This is a genomic window from Sulfurimonas sp. ST-27 (genome assembly GCF_048081595.1).
Lineage (GTDB): Bacteria > Campylobacterota > Campylobacteria > Campylobacterales > Sulfurimonadaceae > Sulfurimonas > Sulfurimonas hydrogeniphila.
This window is the reverse complement of record NZ_CP182226.1, coordinates 839,774-863,854: the sequence shown is the minus strand read 5'-3', so window position 1 is coordinate 863,854 and position 24,081 is coordinate 839,774. Positions and strand designations below refer to the sequence as shown.

At 37.2% G+C, this 24,081-nt stretch carries 20 protein-coding genes; 15 read left to right on the top strand and 5 right to left on the bottom strand.

Annotated features, from left to right (window positions below; genetic code table 11):
• Positions 1–17 precede the first annotated feature (17 nt).
• The 8 genes from murJ to ACM66U_RS04500 all read left to right on the top strand — a co-directional run bounded on the left by murJ (position 18) and on the right by ACM66U_RS04500 (position 9,111).
• Positions 18–1,424: a murein biosynthesis integral membrane protein MurJ gene (gene murJ, locus ACM66U_RS04535; RefSeq protein ID WP_418641247.1), complete on the top strand. Its 1,407-nt coding sequence runs from the start codon at positions 18–20 to the stop codon at positions 1,422–1,424.
• The gene (gene cysS / locus ACM66U_RS04530) at positions 1,411–2,811 is read left to right on the top strand and encodes a cysteine--tRNA ligase (protein ID WP_418641246.1); all 1,401 of its coding nucleotides are present in this window, start codon (positions 1,411–1,413) and stop codon (positions 2,809–2,811) included. Before murJ ends, cysS begins: the two co-directional genes overlap by 14 nt.
• Positions 2,812–3,726 carry a class I SAM-dependent methyltransferase gene (locus tag ACM66U_RS04525; RefSeq protein ID WP_418641245.1) on the top strand — a complete coding sequence of 305 codons (915 nt, stop codon included), beginning with the start codon at positions 2,812–2,814 and terminating at the stop codon, positions 3,724–3,726.
• 6 nt (positions 3,727–3,732) lie between these two features.
• A complete protein-coding gene (locus ACM66U_RS04520) occupies positions 3,733–5,982 on the top strand; it encodes an EAL domain-containing protein (RefSeq protein ID WP_418641244.1) in 2,250 nt (749 codons plus the stop codon).
• Between the two features lie 81 nt (positions 5,983–6,063).
• Positions 6,064–6,291 carry a DUF4492 domain-containing protein gene (locus tag ACM66U_RS04515; protein ID WP_346388580.1) on the top strand — a complete coding sequence of 76 codons (228 nt, stop codon included), beginning with the start codon at positions 6,064–6,066 and terminating at the stop codon, positions 6,289–6,291.
• Between the two features lies 1 nt (position 6,292).
• On the top strand, positions 6,293–7,822 hold the full coding sequence (locus ACM66U_RS04510; RefSeq protein WP_151900654.1) for a cytochrome ubiquinol oxidase subunit I: 1,530 nt from the start codon (positions 6,293–6,295) through the stop codon (positions 7,820–7,822).
• A complete protein-coding gene (gene cydB / locus ACM66U_RS04505; protein ID WP_346388578.1) occupies positions 7,823–8,944 on the top strand; it encodes a cytochrome d ubiquinol oxidase subunit II in 1,122 nt (373 codons plus the stop codon).
• 8 nt (positions 8,945–8,952) lie between these two features.
• Positions 8,953–9,111: a hypothetical protein gene (locus ACM66U_RS04500; RefSeq protein WP_188109963.1), complete on the top strand. Its 159-nt coding sequence runs from the start codon at positions 8,953–8,955 to the stop codon at positions 9,109–9,111.
• Positions 9,112–9,114: 3 nt separating this feature from the next.
• Here the strand turns inward: ACM66U_RS04500 and ACM66U_RS04495 are convergent, their stop codons facing one another.
• The 5 genes from ACM66U_RS04495 to ACM66U_RS04475 form a co-directional block, all read right to left on the bottom strand.
• The gene (locus ACM66U_RS04495; RefSeq protein WP_151900656.1) at positions 9,115–10,239 is read right to left on the bottom strand and encodes an HD-GYP domain-containing protein; all 1,125 of its coding nucleotides are present in this window, start codon (positions 10,237–10,239) and stop codon (positions 9,115–9,117) included.
• 20 nt (positions 10,240–10,259) lie between these two features.
• Positions 10,260–10,769 carry a Rab family GTPase gene (locus ACM66U_RS04490; RefSeq protein WP_151900657.1) on the bottom strand — a complete coding sequence of 170 codons (510 nt, stop codon included), beginning with the start codon at positions 10,767–10,769 and terminating at the stop codon, positions 10,260–10,262.
• The gene (locus ACM66U_RS04485; protein ID WP_151900658.1) at positions 10,759–12,558 is read right to left on the bottom strand and encodes an OmpA family protein; all 1,800 of its coding nucleotides are present in this window, start codon (positions 12,556–12,558) and stop codon (positions 10,759–10,761) included. Before ACM66U_RS04485 ends, ACM66U_RS04490 begins: the two co-directional genes overlap by 11 nt.
• A 4-nt stretch (positions 12,559–12,562) precedes the next feature.
• The gene (locus ACM66U_RS04480; protein WP_151900659.1) at positions 12,563–13,153 is read right to left on the bottom strand and encodes a hypothetical protein; all 591 of its coding nucleotides are present in this window, start codon (positions 13,151–13,153) and stop codon (positions 12,563–12,565) included.
• 111 nt (positions 13,154–13,264) lie between these two features.
• Positions 13,265–13,825 (bottom strand): DJ-1 family glyoxalase III, encoded by a 561-nt coding sequence (locus tag ACM66U_RS04475; RefSeq protein ID WP_151900660.1) that lies wholly within the window; start codon positions 13,823–13,825, stop codon positions 13,265–13,267.
• A gap of 114 nt (positions 13,826–13,939) precedes the next feature.
• Between ACM66U_RS04475 and ACM66U_RS04470 the strand changes: the two genes are divergently transcribed.
• From ACM66U_RS04470 to ACM66U_RS04440, 7 genes are all read left to right on the top strand, one after another.
• Positions 13,940–14,836 (top strand): ABC transporter substrate-binding protein, encoded by an 897-nt coding sequence (locus ACM66U_RS04470; RefSeq protein ID WP_418641243.1) that lies wholly within the window; start codon positions 13,940–13,942, stop codon positions 14,834–14,836.
• Entirely contained in the window at positions 14,758–16,824 is a 2,067-nt protein-coding gene (locus tag ACM66U_RS04465) for an EAL domain-containing protein (RefSeq protein ID WP_418641242.1), read from the top strand. Before ACM66U_RS04470 ends, ACM66U_RS04465 begins: the two co-directional genes overlap by 79 nt.
• Positions 16,825–16,852: 28 nt before the next feature.
• Positions 16,853–17,914 (top strand): quinone-dependent dihydroorotate dehydrogenase, encoded by a 1,062-nt coding sequence (locus ACM66U_RS04460; protein ID WP_346388575.1) that lies wholly within the window; start codon positions 16,853–16,855, stop codon positions 17,912–17,914.
• Positions 17,915–17,952: 38 nt separating this feature from the next.
• Complete coding sequence (locus ACM66U_RS04455; protein ID WP_346388574.1) at positions 17,953–19,203, top strand: pitrilysin family protein; 1,251 nt, start codon at positions 17,953–17,955, stop codon at positions 19,201–19,203.
• Positions 19,204–19,326: 123 nt separating this feature from the next.
• Positions 19,327–20,076, top strand: a complete 750-nt coding sequence (locus ACM66U_RS04450) for an outer membrane lipoprotein-sorting protein (RefSeq protein WP_151900664.1) — start codon at positions 19,327–19,329, stop codon at positions 20,074–20,076.
• Positions 20,077–20,078: 2 nt separating this feature from the next.
• Complete coding sequence (locus tag ACM66U_RS04445; RefSeq protein ID WP_418641241.1) at positions 20,079–21,761, top strand: hypothetical protein; 1,683 nt, start codon at positions 20,079–20,081, stop codon at positions 21,759–21,761.
• A 13-nt stretch (positions 21,762–21,774) separates the two neighbouring features.
• Positions 21,775–24,081 carry an efflux RND transporter permease subunit gene (locus tag ACM66U_RS04440; RefSeq protein ID WP_418641240.1) on the top strand — a complete coding sequence of 769 codons (2,307 nt, stop codon included), beginning with the start codon at positions 21,775–21,777 and terminating at the stop codon, positions 24,079–24,081.

Sequence of the window (24,081 nt, the reverse complement as noted above, 5' to 3'; positions counted from 1 at the left end):
TATCGACAAAGAAGCCTATGTTTAAAGCAATTTTCACCAACAGTTTTGGAATTCTCATCTCCCGTGTATTGGGATTTTTCAGAGACCTTTTAACCGCATCCGCACTTGGTGCAAACATATACAGCGATATATTTTTCATCGCTTTTAAACTCCCCAATCTTTTTCGCAGAATTTTTGCAGAAGGTGCTTTCAGTCAGGTTTTTATCCCTGCGTTTACACGAAGCAGACACAAGGCGCTCTTTAGCATCAATATACTCCTTGTTTTCACTTCTGTCATACTTATACTCACCCTTCTTGTCAATCTCATACCGCAGCTTTTTACAAAAGCAATCGCCACAGGTTTTGATGCTGACACCATTGCCCTCGCCGCTCCCTATGTTGCCATCAATTTTTGGTACCTTCCGCTTATATTTTTTGTCACATTTTTGAGTGCTATGCTGCAGTACAAACACCATTTTGCAACCTCGGCATTTGCAACTGCCCTGCTCAATCTTTCACTCATTGCTGCTTTGTACCTCTCTCATGACAAAAGCCAAAGTGAAATTGTTTACTATTTAAGTTACGGGGTCATTATTGGCGGAGTGTTGCAACTCGGCGTCCATCTGCTGGCCATATACAAACTCGGACTGGCAAAACTGCTTCTTGGCGGCGTGAAATATTTTGGAGTCAAATCTAAAAATATAAATGAGGATACCAAAAAATTTCGCACAAATTTCTTTCCGGCGGTCTGGGGAAACTCTACCGCACAGGTTTCTGCTTTTTTGGACACTTTTTTAGCCTCGTTTTTAGTCACCGGTTCTATCTCCTATCTTTACTATGCCAACCGCATTTTTCAACTGCCTTTGGCACTTTTTGCCATTGCCGTATCTGTTGCGCTGTTTCCAAGAATCGCACGCTATTTAAAAAACAATGATGAAGCAAAAGCGCTTGCAAATCTGCAAAAGGCTTTCTGGTTTTTGGCATTTCTGCTTACATGCAGTACTCTTGGAGGCATCATCCTTTCTCATGAAATCATCTGGCTTTTGTTTCAAAGAGGTGCCTTTGACGCCCAGGATACCCAAAACACAAGTGCCGTACTGCAAATGTATATGCTCGGACTTTTACCTTTTGGCATACAAAAACTTTTTGTTCTCTGGCTCTATGCAAAAGAGATGCAGGCAAAAGCCGCAAAAATAGCGACGGTTTCTCTTGTCGCCTACATTACTTTTGCCTTGGCTTTTATTGGCCCTTTTGGCGTGGCAGGTTTGGCACTGGCAAGTACCATCGGCGGCTATGTGAGTCTCTTTTTTACCCTCAAAGTTTTTGGGATAAAAAACTTTTTTGCTATACTTCGTTCAAAAAATCTCATCTATCTGGCTGTAAGTTCTGTTGTACTTATCGCATTACTACTCTATTTAAAGGAAATTCTCCGTGCATATATTTGATTCTGTACAAAAAACAAAACGAAAATTCATTCCACTCAAAGAAGGAAAAGTCACACTCTATGTCTGTGGTCCTACCGTTTATGATGATGCCCACCTCGGACATGCAAAATCAGCGCTTGTGTTTGACTTGCTTACGCGTGTTTTGGAGGCAAACGGATATGAAGTCATCTATGCACGCAACATTACCGACATAGATGACAAAATCATCAAAAAAGCGATAGAGCTGAAAAAAGAGATACAGGAGATTACAGACTTTTATACAGAGGCATACCACAAAGAGATGGAAGCTATCGGTGTAAAAAAACCGACCCTGGAGCCAAAAGCAACACAAAACCTTGAAGCGATGGTTGATTTGATACAAAAGCTCATAGACAAAGGACATGCCTATACAACACCTGATGGCGATGTCTATTTTGATACGGCAAGCGACAGTGAGTATCTGACGCTTTCACACCGCAGCCAAAACGAAGAAGACAAGCAGGAGCGGGTCGCGAGTTCAAGCTACAAAAAAAATCATGCCGATTTTGCCCTGTGGAAAAGTGTCAAGGACAACAGTGTTACCTTTTCTTCTCCTTTTGGTGCAGGTCGTCCGGGCTGGCATCTGGAGTGTTCTGCCATGATAGAAAAGCATTTGGCCTACAAAGATACGCCTTTTGCCATAGACATCCACGGAGGCGGAGCTGACCTGCTTTTTCCCCACCATGAAAATGAAGCGGCACAGACACGGTGTGCCACAAAACATGAACTTGCCAACTACTGGATGCATAACGGATTTGTCAATATTGAAGGCGAAAAGATGAGCAAATCACTGGGCAACAGCTTTTTTCTCAAAGATGCCCTCAAAGAGTATGACGGCGAGGTATTGCGGTTTTACCTCTTAAGTACACATTACCGCAGTAATTTTAATTTTAACACGCAGGATCTGGAAGCTTCCAAAAAGCGTCTTGACAAACTCTACAGACTGAAAAAGCGTCTTTTTGGTTTGTCTGCGTGTAATGATGAAACACCCTTTAAAAAAGAGCTTTTAAAATCTCTTAATGATGATATGAATGTCTCAACGGCTCTGGCCCTTATTGATGAGATGATAAGCAAAGCCAACGAAACACTCGACACTGCAGGAAAACACAAACTGCTCAAGCGTGAGACTCTGGCAAATTTGGCATACATAGAAGAAATTTTGGGCTTTGGTGTACAAAATCCTTTTGAGTATTTTCAGTTTGGCATAGATGACAATACAAAAGAGAAAATTAATACCCTCATAGAACAAAGAAACAGCGCAAAAAAAGAGAAAGATTTCGCGCTCTCGGACAAGATTCGAGATGAAATTCTTAGCCTTGGTGTTCATCTAATGGATACCCCGCAGGGAACTTTTTGGGAAAAAGTATAAATGACACTCAAAGAACTCCAACAGCATCTTGAGAAAAACGCCCTTACATGTAATGAAGAGTTTAAACGCCTGTTTCATGGTCGTGGCGGACTTTACGAGGAGTGGAAGCATCTTACAGTAGACTCCATTGACACTATTTTGAGTATTGCTTTGTATTTTGAAAAAAAGAATGAGACAGAACTTTTAGAGATGCTCAAAGCCTTTACATGTAACACGCGATATACAACACTTGTCATACAAAGACGATATCTTAAAGATGCACCGAGTGAAGTGATTACAGGAGAAATTCCGCAGGATTTACATGTAACAGAAAACGGCATGCAACTCAAAATCAACCTTCTCTCCAACAAAAACAGCGGTTATTTTCCCGATATGAAGAACGGGCGTGCCTTTGTACGCGAAAATGCCAAAAGCAAACACATTTTAAATCTCTTTTCCTATACCTGTGCATTTAGTGTTGCGGCAAAGCTCGGAGGTGCAAAGAGTGTTGTCAATGTCGATATGAGCAAAGGTGCCCTAAAAACAGGAATGGCAAACCATGCTTTAAACAATCTCGACCCAAAAGGTGTGAGCTTTCTCTCATACAACATACTCAAATCATTCTCTTCACTCAAAAGAAAAGGTCCTTACGATATGATTATCATCGACCCGCCGAGCTTTCAAAGAGGCAGTTTTGAAGCGACAAAAGATTATGAAAAACTCATAAAAAAACTGCCGCAGCTTGCAAGCCAGAACTGCATACTTTTGGCATGTCTGAATTCTCCTGAGTTGGAAAGTAACTTCATTATAGAGATGATAGAAAAATTCGCACCGAGTTTTACATTTGAAAAACGACTGGAAAACCTGCCCGAATTTGCAAGTGCAAACGAGCAAAAAAGTTTGAAAAATCTTGTTTTTACAAGAGTTGCTGTATAATCAGTTATGAAAAAAGAGAACCAAATCAAATATGAACTGATGCGACTGATGGCATTGGATTCTTATGCCTCTTCAGTTTCATTGCTTTTTATAGTTACCGTAGTTGCCGCTCTTTTTTGGAAAGAGACAGCACTGAGGGTTCCGCTTGCTCTTTGGTTGTTCTCTCTTTATACTGTTCTCATACTCAGAAGCTACTATGTAAAACAGTTTTTACATAATAAAACAAACCTTCAAAAAGCACAGACAATTTTTAATTTTTTCACCATTTTTTCAGCTCTGCTCACCAGTGCAGGTTTTTTGTTTTTATTTACAACTGCTGATCATGTGCATCAGACATTTATTATAATTATTATTTCCGGAACTTCAGCCGGTGCTGTCATTACACTCTCTTATTTCAAAAAACTGAGTATCAGTTATTTGTTTGTCCTGCTGCTTCCGCTTATTTACACTCTTTTGACACATAAATCGAATGCTTTTAATGCACTAAGCTATCTTATCATTTTGTTTTTGGTTATGCTCTCCATTTTTTCGGCAAAATACAATAAAAATATTGTAACAACATTAATAAGCAAATATAAAATTTTAGCAACAAAAAAAGCACTCGAAGTTTCAAAAAACAATTTTGAATCAATTTTCAAAGAACTTCCTATCGGTGTTTTCACCTACAGCAAAGACCTCGTACTGACCCAGGTGAACAAAGCATTTGCAAAAATTATAAAGGTTCCTCAGGAAAAACTTTTCAACCTTGACATGAAAACACTCAAAGACAAATCTATAATAGAACCCCTGCAAAAAGTTTTTAAAAATGAAAAAGCAGTTTATGAGGGTATTTACCATACAACACTCACTGACCTGGATCTGTGGATACGCCTCCATGCAATTCCCATGTATGATGCACAGGGCAATATCATTTCCGGACTGGGCATGGTAGAAGACATCACAACAGAGGTACAGAATCAAAAAAAACTGGAGTACCAGGCTTTTTATGATTCTCTGACCGGTTTAACCAACAGAGCCTCTTTTCGCAACTATTTAGAGCAGTTTATGAAAAAAATTCACCGCTCAAAAGAGTATGGTGCCCTGCTGTTCATTGATCTGGATGACTTTAAGAATATTAATGATTCTATCGGACATGATGTCGGTGATTATGTATTGCAGATATTTGCACAAAGAATCAGAAAAGTTCTCAGAGCAGAAGATATTTTTGCCAGACTCGGAGGGGATGAGTTTGTCATTCTCCTTTCGCAAACTGATGCAAATCTTGCAAAGATGCATGAAACAGCTCTGTACTTATCGGAAAAAATTCATACAACCCTCAAAGAACCGATACACAAAGAAAATGAAACACTCTATATATCACTCAGTATAGGCATAAAAATACTCACACCCGAAGAGCTTGATACTACCACTATACTCAAACATGCAGATATAGCCATGTATGAATCAAAAAAAGGAGGAAAAAACAAAACCTCTTTTTATGACAGTGCAATGAGCAGACAGATACAGGAGCAACTGCTTTTGCACAATGAACTCAAAATTGCCATACAGGAAAAACAGTTTGAACTCTACATGCAGCCTATTGTAGAGACAAAGACAGATAAAATTGTTTCTGCCGAAGCATTGATACGATGGAATCACCCGACAAAAGGGCTTCTGTTTCCAGATGCTTTTATAGAGTATGCAGAACAGTCCAGCCTTATCATCAACATAGGCAGTTGGGTGATAGAGAACGCTTTTGCAATGTATAAAGAACTCGAAGATACGCTTGAAAATATTGCTGTAAATATCAGCTTGAAACAGTTTTCCCAGGATAATTTTGAAGAGCTTTTGCTTGCGAGTGCAAAAAAACACAATGTACATCCTCGCTGTATCAAACTTGAACTTACAGAATCTGTGATGCTAAACAATCTGGAAAAGACCATTGACAAAATGCTCCATATCAAAGCGCACGGATTTGCATTTTCCATGGATGATTTTGGCACAGGCTACTCTTCACTCTCCTATCTGAAAAATCTGCCGTTTGACTATCTCAAAATCGATCAAAGTTTTGTACGGGATATGCTTGAGAATGAAAATGACAAAAAGCTTGTCAAAATTATTATTGATGTGGCAAAACAGTTTGATTTTTCAGTAATAGCCGAAGGGGTAGAAACAGTCGAGCATGCTCACTTTATAGAGGAAAACGGATGTGACTACTATCAAGGCTATTTGATATCCAAACCTGTTCCTTTGGCAGAATTTAAAAAACTCCTCTAAAAGACTTATTATTATGTAAGTTAATAAAATTAATAACTTACATTTATTAATTGTTAATGCTGATTGGAATAATATTCCGCCATGAAAACACATATCACAAACTTTTTTCGATCCGTTTTCTATCTGTACTATGATGGTTTTGTAAATATGAGAACAGGCAAAACCCTTTGGATTCTCATAGCTGTAAAACTATTTGTTATGTTTGCCGTTATAAAATGGCTGTTCTTCCCAAATATATTGCAGGAAAACTTCAAAACTGATACACAAAGAAGTCAATATATTTTGCAACAACTCACAAAGGAAAAATAATATGGAACACACTGACGTGCTTGTTGACTGGTCACGGGCGCAATTTGCTCTTACAGCACTCTATCACTGGCTTTTCGTACCGCTTACACTTGGTCTGACATTTATCGTTGCCATTATGGAAACTCTTTATGTCAAAACCGGCGATGAAAAATGGAAACAGACAACAAAATACTGGATGGGACTCTTGGCCATTAACTTTGCCATAGGGCTGGCTACCGGTATTATTATGGAGTTTGAGTTTGGTACCAACTGGTCGAACTACTCCTGGATTGTCGGCGATATTTTCGGTGCACCGCTTGCTATTGAAGGGCTTATGGCATTTTTCATGGAATCGACATTCTTTGCCGTTATGTTTTTTGGCTGGGACAAAGTCAGCAAAAAAATGCACCTGACCTCCACATGGCTTGTTGCGATCGGTTCAAACCTCTCTGCACTGTGGATTTTGGTAGCAAACGGCTGGATGCAGCACCCTGTTGGTATGAAATTCAATCCCGATACGGCAAGAAACGAAATGTTGAATTTTTGGGAAGTATTTTTCAACCCGAATGCAGTCAGCAAGTTTTTGCATACAATAAGCAGCGGTTATGTGCTTGCTTCACTTTTTGTTATAGGAATCAGTGCCTGGTATCTGCTTAAAAAACGCGATACACAGTTTGCACGACGCAGCATTATTGTTGCCTCAAGTTTCGGGCTTATTACCTCACTTTTTTTGTTAACCACAGGTGATGAATCAGCCCACCAGGTAGCCCTCAACCAGCCCATGAAACTTGCCGCTATGGAAGGTTTGTATGATGGAGAAAAACGCGCCGGAATTGTTGCCTTTGGTGTACTTGATACCGCAAAAGAGATAGGTGACGACTTAAATCCCTTTCTTTTCAGTTTTGAAATCCCGGGTGCGCTTTCTTTCCTTGGCTACCATGATTTGAATGCTTTTGTACCGGGTATAGACAACCTGATGCAGGGAAGCGAGAAATACGGCATTATGTCCATACCGCAAAAAATGCAAAAAGGGAAAACTGCCGTGGCCGCTTTAGGCGCCTATAAAAAGTTCAAAAAAGAAGGCAATCTCGTTGAGGCTGAAAAAGCACTCAAAACTTTTGAAGCAAATCAGGCTTATATGGGCTACGGTTATTTGAAAAAACCGCAGGATGCTGTCCCCGATGTTGCACTGAGCTTTTACAGTTTTCACACAATGGTAGGGCTTGGAACATGGTTTTTGGTTCTTTTTATGGTGACCCTTTATTATGCCATGACCAACGAAATGCACAACAAAAAGTGGCTGCTCTACCTCGCAGTGGCAACCATTCCGCTTGGATATATCGCACAGGAAGCCGGATGGATAGTAGCAGAAGCAGGACGTCAGCCCTGGGCTATTCAGGATCTGCTTCCGGTAGGCATGGCAGCTTCCAACATTGCCTCAACAAGCGTTATGATTACTTTTTGGCTCTTTGCAGTGCTTTTTACAGCACTCTTAATAGCCGAAGTAAAAATCATGTTAAAACAGATAAAAATCGGGCCGGAGGGACATTAAATGTTTGACTTACTCACTTTACAACAATACTGGTGGTTCTTAATCAGTCTTTTAGGAGCACTCTTTGTCTTTATGACCTTTGTACAGGGCGGACAGACACTGCTGTATACTCTGGCAAAAACAGAAGATGAAAGAGATGTTTTAGTCAACTCTTTAGGGAGAAAATGGGAACTTACTTTTACAATGCTTGTCATGTTCGGCGGTGCGCTTTTTGCCGCAATGCCGCTTTTTTATGCAGTAAGTTTCGGCGGTGCCTATTATGTCTGGATGGGCATCCTTTTTTGTTTTATTATTCAGGCTGTCGCGTATGAATACAGAAAAAAACCGGACAATTTTTACGGGGAACGTTTTTATGAGACCCTGCTCTACATCAACGGCTCCCTCGGGATATTTTTAATCGGTGTGGCAGTGGCGACACTCTTTAGCGGCGGTAATTTCATTGTCAATGAAAACAACCTCTCACACTGGACGATGCAGAGCTACGGGCTTGAAGCACTTTTAAACCCTTTTAATGTTGCCTTTGGATTGATGCTTGTTTTTCTTTCACGATTTCAGGGTGCTTTGTATTTTTTAAATAATGTCGATGTGCCGACTGTTACGGCAAGAATCAAAAAGGTTGTTATTGTAAACTTCGGGATGTTTCTGATTCTTTTTCTTTATGTTTTGGCAACAATATTGTTTATGGACGGTTTGCGTTATGATCCTGATACCCTTGTTGTCAGTGTTGAAAGTATGAAATTTTTACACAGCTTTATGGATATGCCGGCTTTAGCAGGTTTACTGCTTGTCGGTGTTCTCACATTGTTATACGGAGTAGTTATCGCAGTAACGAAAAAAGCACAAAAAGCCATCTGGTTTAGCGGATTGGGCGTTATACTTACAGTGCTTGTATTGTTTTTGATTTTGGGACTGGACGCTTCTGTTTTTTACCCGTCACTTGCAGATATACAAAGTTCACTCACCATACAAAACAGTTCAGGAAGTCACTACACACTTGAAGTGATGAGTATTGTCTCTGTCCTTGTTCCGGTTGTCCTGCTTTATATTATATTTGTATGGCGTTCAATGGACAAATCACAAATCACAATAGATGAAGTCAAATCTGACCCGCATCATTACTAGGAGAAATTATGGAATATTTAGCAGAATCAATTTGGTATTTAAGCTGGCCGGTCATTATTTATCTCTCATATAAATTTGTCAGTCTCAACCTGCATCATTACAAAAAGATGGAAAGACTCGAAGAACTTGAAGAAATACATACTGAGAACTCACTAAAAATCTCTTGATTTTTAGGAGTGTTCCAGCATACCTTTTTCTTTGTTTTTGTAACGCTCTTGAATATCTGTAAAAACTTGTATATTTTTTAAAAAATTTTCCACTAAAAATGGATCAAATTGTTTTGCTTTACCAGATTCAATATAATTCAAAATTTTATCAAGTGGCCATGCTTTTTTATACACTCTGTCATGTCCCAATGCATCAAAAACATCTACTATTGCTATAATACGCCCATAAATATGAATATTTTCGCCTTTTAGACCTCTTGGATATCCGCTTCCATCCCATTTTTCATGATGTTCATATGCAACAATTGCTGCAGTTTGTAAGAGTTTTTGTTGAGAACCGCTTAACATTTCATAACCCAGTAAAGAGTGTTGTTTCATAATTTCAAACTCTTCTTCTGTAAGTTTTCCCGGTTTGTTTAAAATAGCATCTTCAATCCCTACTTTTCCAATATCATGCATTGGTGCTGCCATTCTTAGTTCTTCTGCTTCTTCAGAAGAGAGTCCAATTATTAATGCCAATGCTTTTGCATATTCACCGACTCGTAAAACATGATCACCCGTCTCCTTTGATCGTGTCTCACCAATTGCTCCCATCGTTGCAATAACCTCACGTTGTGTTACAATAATATCATTTGTGAGACGCACATTTTTTTCAACCTCTTTTTCAACCAGTTCTGTTATATGTTTATTGTATTTTGCAAGCATTCTATTCGCTTTATCAAGTTCCAAAACAAGCAACTCTTTATCGTTTCTGTCTTGAATAGATTTCTGTTGCATCTTCACAAAGTCAGTCACATCTTCAAATAAAATAATAATTGTTTCGATTGCTTCAAATTTGTTTTTTCTTCCTGCTTGAACACTAATGGTAACATAATCACCATTCTTGTAAATCAATGGTAGTTCTAAATTTGCTCTTTCTCCTTTTCCTATTTGCATCAGTTCTTTCTCTAAACCAATCAATTCAGGAATAAGTTTCATAATACTGACATACATTTGTGAAGCTTCTTCTATATCAATATATTTTATAACTTTGTCAGAGAATTCAATACATTGCATATTCATATCTGCCACTATATATTCATACTGATGCCGTTCATAAATAGCATTAAAGACCTCTTGTATATGCATTTGAACCTCCTTTTTCAACTCTATTGTTTTAGTATAGCTTTACTCAGTGAGAGAAAAAGTTCTTCCACATTCCTGCCATCTTTTGCAGAAGTTTCAAAAATTTCTTCTACTTTTTCAAGAGAGTCGCGAAGTTGTGAAACTGTACTTTTTATTTGAGTATTTTCTATAAGCAAATCAGCCTTATTCAAGGCTACAACAGCAGGAACATTTTTCAGTAAATTTTGTGCTAACTTTAGATGCAAAGATATGTTGTCTATACTTGATTGGCGTGTAATATCTCCCACAACAATCACACCATGTGCTCCTAAGACATAGGCAGGATTTGTATCTTTTACATCTGTCCGCCCTTCAATATCCCAGATCATAAGCTGTAACTCTAATTCTTCTGAAACTTGTACATATTTTTTAGATATTTTAACACCTATAGTTGTAAGGTAATCATCACTGAACTGGTTATCAACATAACGACGTATTAAACTTGTTTTTCCAGTTGCAAAATCGCCGATTAAGACTACTTTTTTAGTTATCATTTTTTATCCATTTTATCTGCACTAAGCGTCCTTCATGATTTTTTTTATTCTCCATCTCTGCTAAAGGAACAGGCGAAGCAATAAAACTTATCCTACTAGACGGTATCCCTTTTTCTATAAGATAATTATACACATTTTTTGCTCTTTCTTGCGCATAATATATATTTTTTGAAGAAACACCTCTTCCATCTGAGAAGCCCATTACCAAGAGATTTAAATCATTATAAAGTTCTAAAGTTTTCTTCATTTTTGAAGACTTCATCCATAAATCAATAAGCTTCATCTTTTCCTGAGTCAACTTGGATTGAGAAACCCCATAATAAATTTTCAGTTCATCTTGGGAAAAACTATACTCAATATCTGAAATAATTTGCCTAATACCTTTTATAGAACTTACTTCTTTTAATAAATCATTATAGCTTTTTTTATTTTTTATTATACCACGTATCATAAGTATACCATTATGGAATTTATATCTCAATCTGTTTCCACTGTCCAAATTAAGCATTGCAAATGCAATCGACAACTCTTTATTTATTTCTTCTTCGCTTAAAGGTGCATGCGCTAAAACAATTTTATCTTCCAATACTCTTCTTGTCAGAAGTGGTTTGATTGTCTGTAAAATATTTGTATGAAGACTTTCATAAGGAATCTTACCTTGAACTAAGACGTTTTTGTAGTTGACATCCACGTTGATATTATAAAGATTAAGATAAGGATTTTTTTGCAAATTTTGTTCAATTTTCTCTTGTAATACTTGATTACTGTAATTTATGTAAGAATATAGAGATAATCCGGCTAATGCTGATATTCCTACTATCCAAAGAAAAGTATAACTTTGTTTTTTTTCTTCTTCTTCCAATATTTCGCTTTCATTTTCAAGCAAGGTATCAAGCTGTTCATTAATCTCATCAAGATTGAGTTTATCCTTATCTCCTTCAAAATGCATAATTGCATCAGAATGTTTTTTGACTAAGAATTCCAAAACAGATGTAATTTTGTCTTGTAACTTACGATTACTTGTACCGCTTAAAACAACAGCCAGATAACAACAACCTGCTACTTCCAGATAAATAGTATAATTACCGAATTCTATTTCATTTAACTCTAAACTATCACTGTTCTTAGAAATCCAATCATTCACAAAACTTCGAATCGCACTCAACATTGAAGCGACCATCTCAGGTTCTATAGATTCATGATTTTTAATGCTTCGTTCACTAACTAAAAGTCCACTCTCCTTATGAATTAAAAAAACACTCTCTACTTTATTTAATTTTGTAGAACTTTGCAGAAGCAATTCTGTCTCTGATATACCTTTAATTTTAGCAACGATTTTTCTTTTGAGTGTTTCATATGAGAATGTTGTTTGTACTTTTGTATTTATCTCATCAATCATATCTTTAAAAGATTGTGAAACAAACTTACTAATCATATTACCAATAACAGGATAAAGTGCATCTACTATTTCATCTTTTTCATTTTTAACTTGATCTTTAATTGCCAGGGAAATTATAGGAGACATTACTTTTGCTATTTTATCACTCGAGTCTTGAATGGTGCTCTGTAACATATCACCAATAAGTGGAGCAAAAATAGCAATAAATTCAGCTTTATTTTTTTCAATGGTTTTTGAAAATATATCACTTAAAAGTGGTGAAATTTTTTCAACAATAACAGTAGCATCACCACTTTCTTTGATAGCCTTCTGAAGAAGCAGTTCAAGTTCATCTATTTTATGGCGTTCTTCTTCAAACAGCAGCTGTTTTAGTTTTTCGTAATCATTCATCTAATTACTTACTTTTTTCTTCCTCTTTAGGTACGCTCTCTTCTATCATCATGTCAAAATTCTCTGCTATGGTTGTATCTTTTACCTTCATGGCTAAATCAAAAAACATACTTGAAAGATTATCTTTTGAAACTTTTGCGCCCTCGAGATTTTCAACCTGTTCTTTAAGAAGTTTTATAATAGATGTTTCAATTTCTTTTAGTTCATTATGAAGTTCTTCTTTATTTTGGATATTTTCTCTTTTCATTGCATCAACTTGTGACTCAAATACTTTTTGAACGTCATCAAGCGCATTGTTTGCTTTTCTTTCTTGGCGAACAAGCTGTTCTTTTAATTCAATACTTTCATCCTGCAGTGCGTTTGATACAGTTTTAATCTTTTGTTCCAGAAGTTGCACATTTGAAGCATGTTCAGCAGTCAGTTTTTTCTCTAATAATATTACTTTTTGACTTAACTCTTTAGCAACAACATTCATATTTTCTTGAAGTTTGCTCAATTCTTCTTCAAATTTACGAATTTGCGGACCAAACATAAGCTCTCTTATTTGATCCATATTTCCTAATTGCCCTATTGAATTTTCTATTTTCGTTGCCATTTTCTAAACCTTTCATTTCTTCAGTTGCACCATAATAACATAATACATATAAAAATGTAATATCACTAAATATTTACAATAAAGCTTTTAGATACCGGGCAACTTTAGAGTCTAATTGCAGTAAGTTGCCAAAAGCCCTGCTTTGAGTGCATTGTACGTCTCTTCTCCTTTGAGTTTTTTCACGATTTTCAGACCAAAGCACAACGCCGTACCCGGTCCGCGTGAGGTCATCACATTTTGATCTTCAACGACCATTGCTTTGTCTCCCATATATCCTTCTTGGCGTATCTGTTCTTCTACAGACGGGTAGCAGGTATATTTTTCTTTTAAAACACCCGCTTTGTTCAGGGCAAACGGGGCTGCACAGATAGCTCCGATATTTTTTCCTTTGGCATCCATTTCACGCAAAATTCTCTGTACATTTTCATCATCAGCCAACGCATAGGTACCGTCCCATCCGCCAGGCAAAACGACCATATCAATCATGTCGGCATTGACATCCTTTACATGTAAGTCCGCTTGAATGACAATATTGTTCGCTCCTTTTACAAGCATCTCATCACTTAAAGATGCAACCAAAACTTCAATCTCTGCACGTCTTAAAACATCTATGATGCTCACCGCTTCTATCTCTTCAAATCCGTTTGCCAACGGGACTAAAACTTTACTCATAAACGACTCCTTTCCTGAGAACTTTTTATTATTCTAACACGACTTCAGTAACAAAAAAATTAAGTACAATCAAAGGTCAAAGAGATTAAAATGTTCACTAATAAAAGTTATAATGTGTTAATATTAAATACTGGAGATATTTTGACAAAATCGCTGCTTATACTCTTACTGCTTCTTTTGAGTGCCTGCTCTTCAAAACCACAAAAGCAGATTGTCATCTCTACAAATCAATGGATAGGCTATGCACCTTTGTTTTATGCCTATGAAACAGGAAAACTTGATTCTTTGAACATAAAAATAGTTACCAGCGTCTCTCTTGCAGAAGCAGCCGATTTGTACAGTATCGGCAAGGCGGATATGGTCACGACTACACAGCATGAATACAATGTTTTAAAACAAACCACCCATGATATCAAAGCGGTTATTTTGATAGACCGCTCAAACGGCGGCGATATGATTTTGTCAAACAGAACACTTGAGGCACTCAAAAAAAGTACAAAAACAGATGCCTATCTTGAAGTTGATTCCATCAATCAGGAAATTTTACTTGATTTTCTCAAAAAAAATGCCATCAGTAAAGAGAAGATAAACTTTATAAACAAAGATCAGCGGCAAATCCAAGATGTGGAAAATGACCCCCAAAAAGCCATACTCATTGCCACCTACACGCCTTATGAGATTGCTTTGAAAAAAAAGAATTTCAAAGAGGTTGCCTCAACAAAAGATATTAACAGTATTATTGTCATAGATGCACTGTGTGCAAGAGATACTCTTATCAAAAATGACAAGCAGAGGCTTATACAACTCAAAAAAGTGATAGACAAAGCTATAACAACCATAGAAACAAATCCAAAAGCATCCTATAAAGTTATTTCCAAATACTTTTCACATGTAAGCTATAAAGAGTATCGTCACTCTCTGAGTCTTATCAAATGGATAAACAAGCCCTCACAGGAGCTTTTGGAATATATACAACAGTATGGATACAAAAAGGACGATATCATTTTATGAACTCCATTTCCATAAAGAGTTTTATCCTGTCGATTATATTTGTTGCGTTTGCACTCGAAGGGTATATTTTTTATAATTTTTTTGAAAATTCAAAAGAGACGATAAGCAAACTGCTTCAGACAAGCATACAGACCGATGTGTTAAATCTCAAGCACTTTATGGAAAAAAATTTAAAACAAAAAGACATCAACTTTATTGCCTCTCATATTGACAATATTATTATCATTAATCCCACTGTCAAAGATATACATATTCTTGACAGCAACAAAAATATTATTTACCATGCAAATATCAGATATGAAAATTACAATCACTCAACACAAAAGTGTCTCCCGATTTCCAAAATTACAAATACGAATATTTTCACACAACAGTGTTACTCTTTTTCCATTAAAACTTTTCATGGACTCCAAGCAAAATATTATTATGCAAATGTATATATTGATGAAGCCTATACGCATGGACTCATTGCACAACAGATAAGAAAAATTCTTGTCGCCTTTCTTGTAAGCGCTTTTGTCTTTATACTGTTTTTATGGGTATTGTCAAAAATCTACATCATCACACCTCTTGAGAAACTGCGACAGTATGCCTACTACAGTCGAAATCCTCCAAAAAACTTTTTTGTCAAAGAGATTGAGAGTATCCGCTACTCCCTCAATATGACATTCAAAAGGCTGCAGCAGGAACAGGAAGAACTCTATAATTTGTCGACAAAAGACCCTTTAAGCGGTCTGTATAACAGGCTGAGTCTTATAGAAAAAATCAATTGGCTGATTGCAAAAAGCAAAAGAGACAAAAAAGAGTTTGCCATTATATTTTTGGATCTGGATAATTTTAAAAATATAAATGATTCAAAAGGGCATGCCTTTGGTGATAAAATTCTTTTGCACATTGCTCAGGTTCTTTTAAAAACAACCCGAGAAAATGATATTGTCGCACGTCTGGGAGGCGATGAGTTTGTAGTAATTCTGCCTGATTTTTCAAATGAAAATACAATTATAGAGATTGCCCAAAGACTCAAAGAAAAACTCTCATTGCCTTTTAGGATTGAGGATGAGGAGTACCAGATCACTGCCAGCATGGGGATTGCCATCTATCCCAAAGACGGCAGGGATGTTCAGACACTGCTAAAAAATGCAGATATTGCAATGTACAAATCAAAAGAGCTCGGAAAAAACAATTTCCAGTTTTTTACAAATGCCATCAACAAGGCGGTTCAGGAAAAAATACATATGCAGCAAATCATAAAAGATGCTTTGCAACACAATCATTTCAAACTCTATTATCAGCCAAAAGTAGATATAAAAACCAAAAAAATAGTCGGATGCGAAGCACTTATCAGACTTATAGACCCTGTAGAGGGAATCATTCCTCCTTACAGGTTCATCGGTATTGCTGAAGAAAACAGAACGATTATTCCTCTTGGAGAATGGATTATTCAAGAAGCTGTTGCTCAAATAAAAAAATGGGAGCAGACTCCTTTAAAAAATATAAAAATCTCTGTCAATCTGTCTGCTGTGCAATTCCAAGACCCAAAACTCTTGCAAAAGATACAAAAATATACACAGGACATAGACAGAAGCAAATTTGACATAGAATTGACAGAATCTGTCCTTATACAACATTTCAAAGAACGGTTAAATATTATCAAAAATATTAAAAAACTGGGAATCACTCTCTCTTTGGATGATTTTGGCACCGGCTACTCTTCTTTGTCTTATCTCAAAGATATTCCTTTTGATACCCTTAAAATAGACAAATCATTTATAGACAATATTTACACAAAAGATGATTTGACTTTTATCAATATGATAGTGGGTATTGCCGATGACCTGCATCTCAATGTCGTCGCCGAGGGTGTCGAGACAAAAGAACAGCTCAAACTTTTAGAAGAAATCAACTGTAAAGAGTACCAGGGATATTTGTGTTCCAAACCGGTACCACCAAAAGAGTTTGAGAAGTTATTTAGCTTAGATTGTGTATAATAATCCAATTTTATACAAGTGGACAGTTATGTTAAGTTATGAATCTATAAAACCTTATCTTTTTAAATTCCAGCCGGAAACTGCACATCATATTGCCGAATGCGTTTTACGCCTGCCAAATATTTGTCAGATTCCCTTTAACTTCTTTTTGGAATCTCATTTCATCAATGATGCAAGTCTGAAGCAGGAAATTTTCGGACGTACCTTTTACAACCCGGTAGGACTTGGCGCCGGCTTTGACAAAAATGCAACAATGATACGCGGTATGCAGATTTTGGGATTTGGTTTTACCGAGATCGGTACAGTCACCCCAAAACCCCAGGCCGGAAATCCGAAGCCAAGAATGTTCCGCCATGTGGAGGAACAAAGCATTCAAAATGCCATGGGTTTTAACAATGACGGTGCCTATAAAGTCATAAAGAGACTCAAACAACGCACTCCGTTTACTACACCCATTGGTATCAATATCGGAAAAAACAAAACAACACCTGAAAAAGAGGCTCTTAATGACTATACGCATCTTATCAAAGCTTTTGACGGGTTGGGCGACTATTTTGTAATTAATATCTCCTCACCAAATACACCCGGATTACGGGATCTGCAAAATGAAGCATTTATTACAAACCTTTTTACACAGGCAAAAAAACTCACACAAATGCCGATTCTGCTAAAAATTGCACCGGACATGGAAATAGAAGATGCCGTAAATTTAACAAAAATGGCAGTTCAAGCCGGAGCTGACGGTATCATAGCGACCAATACAACTATAGACTACTCACTTGTCAAACATCCAAAAAGTATAGGCGGACTCAGCGGTGCCGTCCTTAAAGAAAAAAGCTTTAAAATCTTTGACGCTATTGCAAATGAACTCTATGGAAAGACAGTACTGATTTCCGTCGGCGGTATTGATTCTGCGGAAGAAGCATACAAACGCATACGGGCAGGCGCATCACTGGTACAGATTTTAAGCGGATTGATTTTTCACGGTCCCGATATGATCATGAACATAAACAAAGAACTCATACAACTGCTCAAAGCAGACGGTTTTGACAACATCACACAGGCCGTCGGAGCTGACAGAAAACAATGAAAATACTACTTACACTACTCTTAACACTAGGAACACTTATGGCGACATCACTCCCAAAATATGAAACAAAAATACTCAAAAACGGACTGCAGATTGTAGTCATCCCTTTGAAGAACCATTCAAATGTCATCAGTACGGACATTTTTTACAAAGTCGGCAGTCGAAATGAGGTCATGGGCAAAACAGGCATAGCCCATATGCTTGAGCATATGAACTTTAAATCCAGCAAAAATCTCAAAGCCGGTGAATTTGACAAAGAGGTCAAAAGCATCGGAGGGGTGAACAATGCTTCAACAAGCTTTGACTATACGCACTACTATATCAAATCAAGCACAGACAATTTAAACAAATCCATAGAACTCTATGCCGAACTTATGCAAAATCTCAATCTCAAAGATGACGAGTTTCAACCCGAGCGTGATGTTGTTACAGAGGAGAGACGCTGGAGAACCGACAACAATCCTTTGGGATATCTCTATTTCAGACTTTTTAACAATGCCTACATTTACCACCCGTACCACTGGACACCTATCGGGTTTATGAATGACATCAGAACATGGACCATCAAGGACATAAGAGATTTTCATGCGACCTACTATCAGCCGCAAAATGCCATTTTAATGGTAACAGGGGATGTCGATCCAAAAGAGGTCTTTAAAAGTGCAAAAGCCGCTTTTGGCAAAATAAAAAATCATGGGAAAATCCCAAAAGTAAAATTTGTAGAACCGGAACAGGACGGAGCAAAAAGAGTGATCGTCCACAAAGAGAGTGAAGTGGAAATGCTCGCTATTACTTTTCATATTCCTGATTTTAAAGACCCTGACCAGGTCACACTCAGCGTTATTTCCGAAATTCTCTACTCGGGGAAAAGTTCACGGCTCTATAAAGAACTTGTAGACAAAAAACGTCTTGTCAACTCTGTCTATGCATACAATATGGAAAACACAGACCCGGGACTTTTTATATTTATGGCTACATGCAACCCCGGTGTCAAGGCAGAGACGGTAGAAAAAGAGCTTATCAGACAGATAAACCTGATGAAAGAGACAAAGGTGACAAAAGCGGAGCTTGAAAAAGTCAAAATCAACACAAAATCAGATTTTATCTATTCGCTTGAGAGTTCAACCTCTGTGGCTAATCTTTTTGGCAGCTACCTTGTACGGGGAGACATTGAACCCCTTTTACATTATGAAGAAGAGGTCAATAAAGTCACAGCAAAGAAGGTCCAACAAGTTGCCCAAAAGTATTTTAATTTTGACAAATCGACAACCCTTATTTTAAAGAAATAATAAATACTTATAACATAAAGTTACATAAAAGTAATTCTTTTGTAACTTTATCAAAAAAATATCACAAAAAATAAGTTTCTGTGCTACCATTAGTAAAAATAATACTATGCAAGGTTCTTATTCGTGTCAAAAACTCTCTTCTTTCTCCTTATTTCATCCGCTCTTTTTGCCATTTCAAACCAGGAAGTTGCCAACAAATGTGAAGCTGTTATGAACGGTTTCAAAGACTCCTCCTCAACTATGAAAATGACGCTCATTAATGCCAACAATCAAAAACGTGAACGTCATATGAAAATGATCATTCTTGAAAAAGCATCCGGAAACAAATCACTGATGACCTTTCTTTCGCCTGCGGATGTAAAAGGAACAAAGTTTCTCAATTATGAGCATATCAACAAAGATGATGACCAGTGGCTCTATCTGCCGGCATTAAAACGTGTAAAACGGATTGCTTCAAAAAACAAATCGGGCTCTTTTATGGGTTCGGAATTCTCTTATGAGGATCTCAGCTCTTTTAGTGCGAAAAAATACACTTTTACAGGTGAAGCCAAAGAAGAAATGCTCAACGGCAAAAAATATTATGTCGGCAAAAGAGTGCCTGTCAGTAAAAACTCAGGCTATACAAAACAGATCTCATGGGTGAATGCAAAAACATTTTTGATAAAAAAAGTGGACTATTACGACAGAAAACATGAACTGCTTAAAACAGCTTTTTTTGATGACTACAAAAAGATAAAAGGCGTATGGCGCGTAGGCATGATGAGAATAAAAAACCATCAAAACGGCAAGAAGACCATTTTAGTCTGGGAAGACGAAAAAATAAAAACCGGGCTCAAAGAGAGAAATTTTCATAAACGCGTCTTGAAAAAATAATTATGAAACTGCTTTTTTTACTGCTTTTTTGCATAAGTATCCTTTATGCAAAATCTGATGATACCTGCTACTCCGTACAACTGATAAGTTTTAAATTCAAAAAGAATTCGACCTATGATTTTGCAGCACACAATTACCCAAAAACATGCAGACTTATCTCTTTTAGCAATATCAACAGTGTACGCTGCGGGTGTTATGAGAAATACCGTGATGCCAGAGCAGCACTCAAAAAACTCTCAAAAAAATACCCAAAGCCTATTATTGTAAATACATATAAATACAGATTTCAAAAAAAAGTTGAAAAAGTTGAAAAAGTTGAAAAAGTTGAAAAAGTTGAAAAATTACAAAAAAATTACAAAAAAATTACAAAAAAGCCGCAAAAGAAAAATATTCCAAAAATAAGTCCAGTGTTGCATGAGCCTTTGCATGTAAGCGAAGAAGTAATACAAAAAGAAACAGCAAGTTTCCTTGATGACATCAGCTATCAGGGCAATATCAACCTGACACTACAGTCCTATATGAAAGCTCCTGCAGGCAAAGAGAAACAAAATGCACTGCTGTCTGCCAATTTTGAAGCAAAATACATCAAAGAAAACTTTACAGGGTTTGCAAAAGCCAGAGTACAACAGGATTATTATGATTTGCAAAAAACAGCGAAACATACCAACAGAAGTTTTATCCGTTTGGATGAACTTTACGGCAGTTATGATTTTGAAAATGATTCCATCCTTCTTGGAAAAAATATTTTGTTCTGGGGTGCACTTGAAGTACGCAATATTGTCAATGTTTTTAATCCTGACGAACTGCGGTCTGACCCTTTTTACACAGACAAACTCGGTGTCATCAATGCCGCTTATACGCATTACACAGAAAGCGGAGAGTTTTCTGCCATTATAAAACTGTATGAACAAAACAGGAAAATGCCTGCCTATCCTTATGTCTATTACTATTTTCCCGCTACACTCAAGGTAGCACCAAATGTTACTCTGCCTTTGGTATATAAAGAAAAACTCAGAACAAAAGCCAGCCCCTACCGACCAAGTATTTACCTGAAATATTCAGACAGCACAGACACCCAATATGCACTTGATTATGCTTTTGTCTTTGAAAACGGGTACGATTCCCAACGCTACTATACACAAACACTCCAGACTGACAATACTGTTACAACAGAAGAAAATGCCTATTTGGTTAACAAGTTTATGACCTATGATACCCTTGTAATAGGCTCAACACTCTACAAGCTTGAAGCCACCTTTGCCGACATTCTTGATGATACACTTGTTTCTGATTATATACATGTAGGCATTGGTGCGGAACATACGCTCTCGCAGGTTTACAAAGAGGCTGATCTGGGATTGCTTGTGGAATACTACCGTTATATTACACTGCAAAGCGGAAAAAAAGATGATCTGGCACTGTTTGAACTTTTTCAAAATGACCTTTTTTTAGGGCTTCGTTACAGTTTCAACCAGGGCAACGATGCAAGTATCGTCGGCGGCGGCATATTTGACCTTGATTATAATGAACAGGTCTACTATATGGAGTATCAAACCCGTGTTATGGATACTTTCAAACTTAATTTTGACTACAGATACATATCTCCGTCAAAAAATTACAATACGGCTTTTAAACTGATGGGTGCGCATGAACGCATCAGTCTAAAACTCGGTTATTATTTTTAATATAGAGGAAAAAATGAAAAAATTTGTAGATTTCATCATCAGATTTCGCTGGTTTATTGTCACACTGATTCCGCTTATTACTGTTGTCCTTGCCTATCAGCTCAAATATGCACAGTTTGACGGCTCCTACAGAATCTGGTTTGGCGAAGAGTCACAAACACTCAAACAGTATGATGCCTTTAAAAACACCTTTGGCAATGATGACTCCATCATCATAGTTTTTCGCGATGAAAACGGTATTTTTAACAAAAACGCGTTACATGTAATAGATCGGCTCACCCAAAAACTCTGGCAGACAAAATACATAGCAAGAGTAGATTCGCTTACAAATTACCAATATGTCCATCAAAACCCGCAGGACGAAGATGACATTCTCATAGATAATTTTATAGAAGATATTGACGCTTTACATGTAAATGATTTACAGAAGAAAAAAGCAATTGCTTTGGATGAAGATTTGATTGTCAACCGTATTATATCAAAAGATGCCAAAACTACTATGATAGTCGGGCGTTTGACACCAAAAGCAGGCAACACTATTGGGGCTTCCAAACATATTATGCAGGATATAAACAGATATATCCAGGAGGAAAAAGAGAGCGGTTACAAATTTTATCTCGCAGGCGGACCTGTTGTCAATACAACATTCAGTTCCCTCGGTCAGTATGATGTCAAAACCTTCACTCCGCTTGTTCTTTTGATAGCTATGCTTCTGCTGTGGATTATTTTTCGTAAAATTTCCGGTGTATTTCTGACAATAGCCGTCGTTGTTTTTACCTTTACTATAGTTTTGTCACTGCAAACAGTTTTTGGCTACAAACTCAACAACTTTACGGCAAATATGCCCGTATTTATCATTGCTATCGGCATTGCCGATGCAATGCACCTTTTTTGGATCTACCTGCTTGGCAGAAAAGCAGGACTTGACAATTATGCGGCAATTCATGATACTTTGGAAAAAAACCTTCTGCCTACTTTTTTAACCTCCATAACAACCGCTGTCGGTTTTGCTTCTTTGGGTATTTCAGATATTGTTCCCATCAAGACCTTAGGTCTGGCAACAGCAAATGCCGCCATATTGGCTTTTGTCATTACGATACTTTTTGTTCCCGCAGCCCTGGCAATTTTAAATATAAAGGTCAAAGTCACGCAAAAGACGGCTGTCCAAAACAGACTCGGTGCCTTTGCCAAAAAATATGCAAAATTCATCATAAAGCATGACAACAAAATTATCATTGCCACACTTCTGCTCTTTAGCTTTATAGCTTTTGGACTGACAAACCTCAAAGTGGATTCCAATGCGGTCAGATATTTCAGAGAGGATGTTCCCTTTCGTCAAACCGTCAATGTGATAGAAAAAAACCTTACCGGTCCGATGAGTTATGAAGTTGTCATAGATTCAAAAATCACAGACGGGATTAAAAATGCAAAATTCATGCAAACAGTTGACAGATTCTCACAGGCGCTCAAAGAAAAATTTCCGGATGCCAGACATACCTCTTCGCTTGTGGATGTGGTCAAAAAATTCAATGAGGTCATTGATGCAAACAAAAGCATACCAGACAACAACAATCTTATTGCCCAATATCTTCTGCTGTATTCACTCTCACTGCCGCAGGGTATGGAAATAAATGATAAAATGGATGTCAACGAACGGCTGCTCAGACTCACTGTATCTATGAATGTCGTTGATACCTCAAAAGATCTGCAGATGATAGAGTGGATTGAGAAGTGGTGGCAAAACACGCCTTATTCTGCACAGGTTAACGGTCAGACCCAAATGTTTGCACATATGCAGGCTGATGTAACAAAAACTCTTATTGAATCTATATTGCTTGCCATTACCGCTACTTCTCTGCTTATGTTTTTTATTTTTAAAAATATAAAAATGATACCGCTCTTTTTAATTCCCAATATCTTGCCTATTGTCTTGGTCATAGGTGTTATGGGCTGGCTCAACATTAACATAGATTTGGGTGTAGCCATCTCAGGTGCCATCATTCTCGGTATAGCCATAGATGACACGATTCACTTCTTAATCAAATACAAAGAAGCGAGAAAAAAAGGATTTGATTTTGAAAATGCCCTTGCCTATGTTATGCAGTATGCAGGTTTGGCAATGGTACTGACCACTGTCGTTTTAAGCAGTGCATTCATAGTCTTCCGTCTTTCACAGTTTATGCTCAATGCAAATTTCGGACTCATTACAGCCATTGCTTTACTCATTGCCCTGCTGGTAGATCTTCTTTTGTTGCCGGCACTTTTGAAAAAGATTGACGGCAAAACAAGAAGCATACTTATAGAAAAGGAGAAAATATAA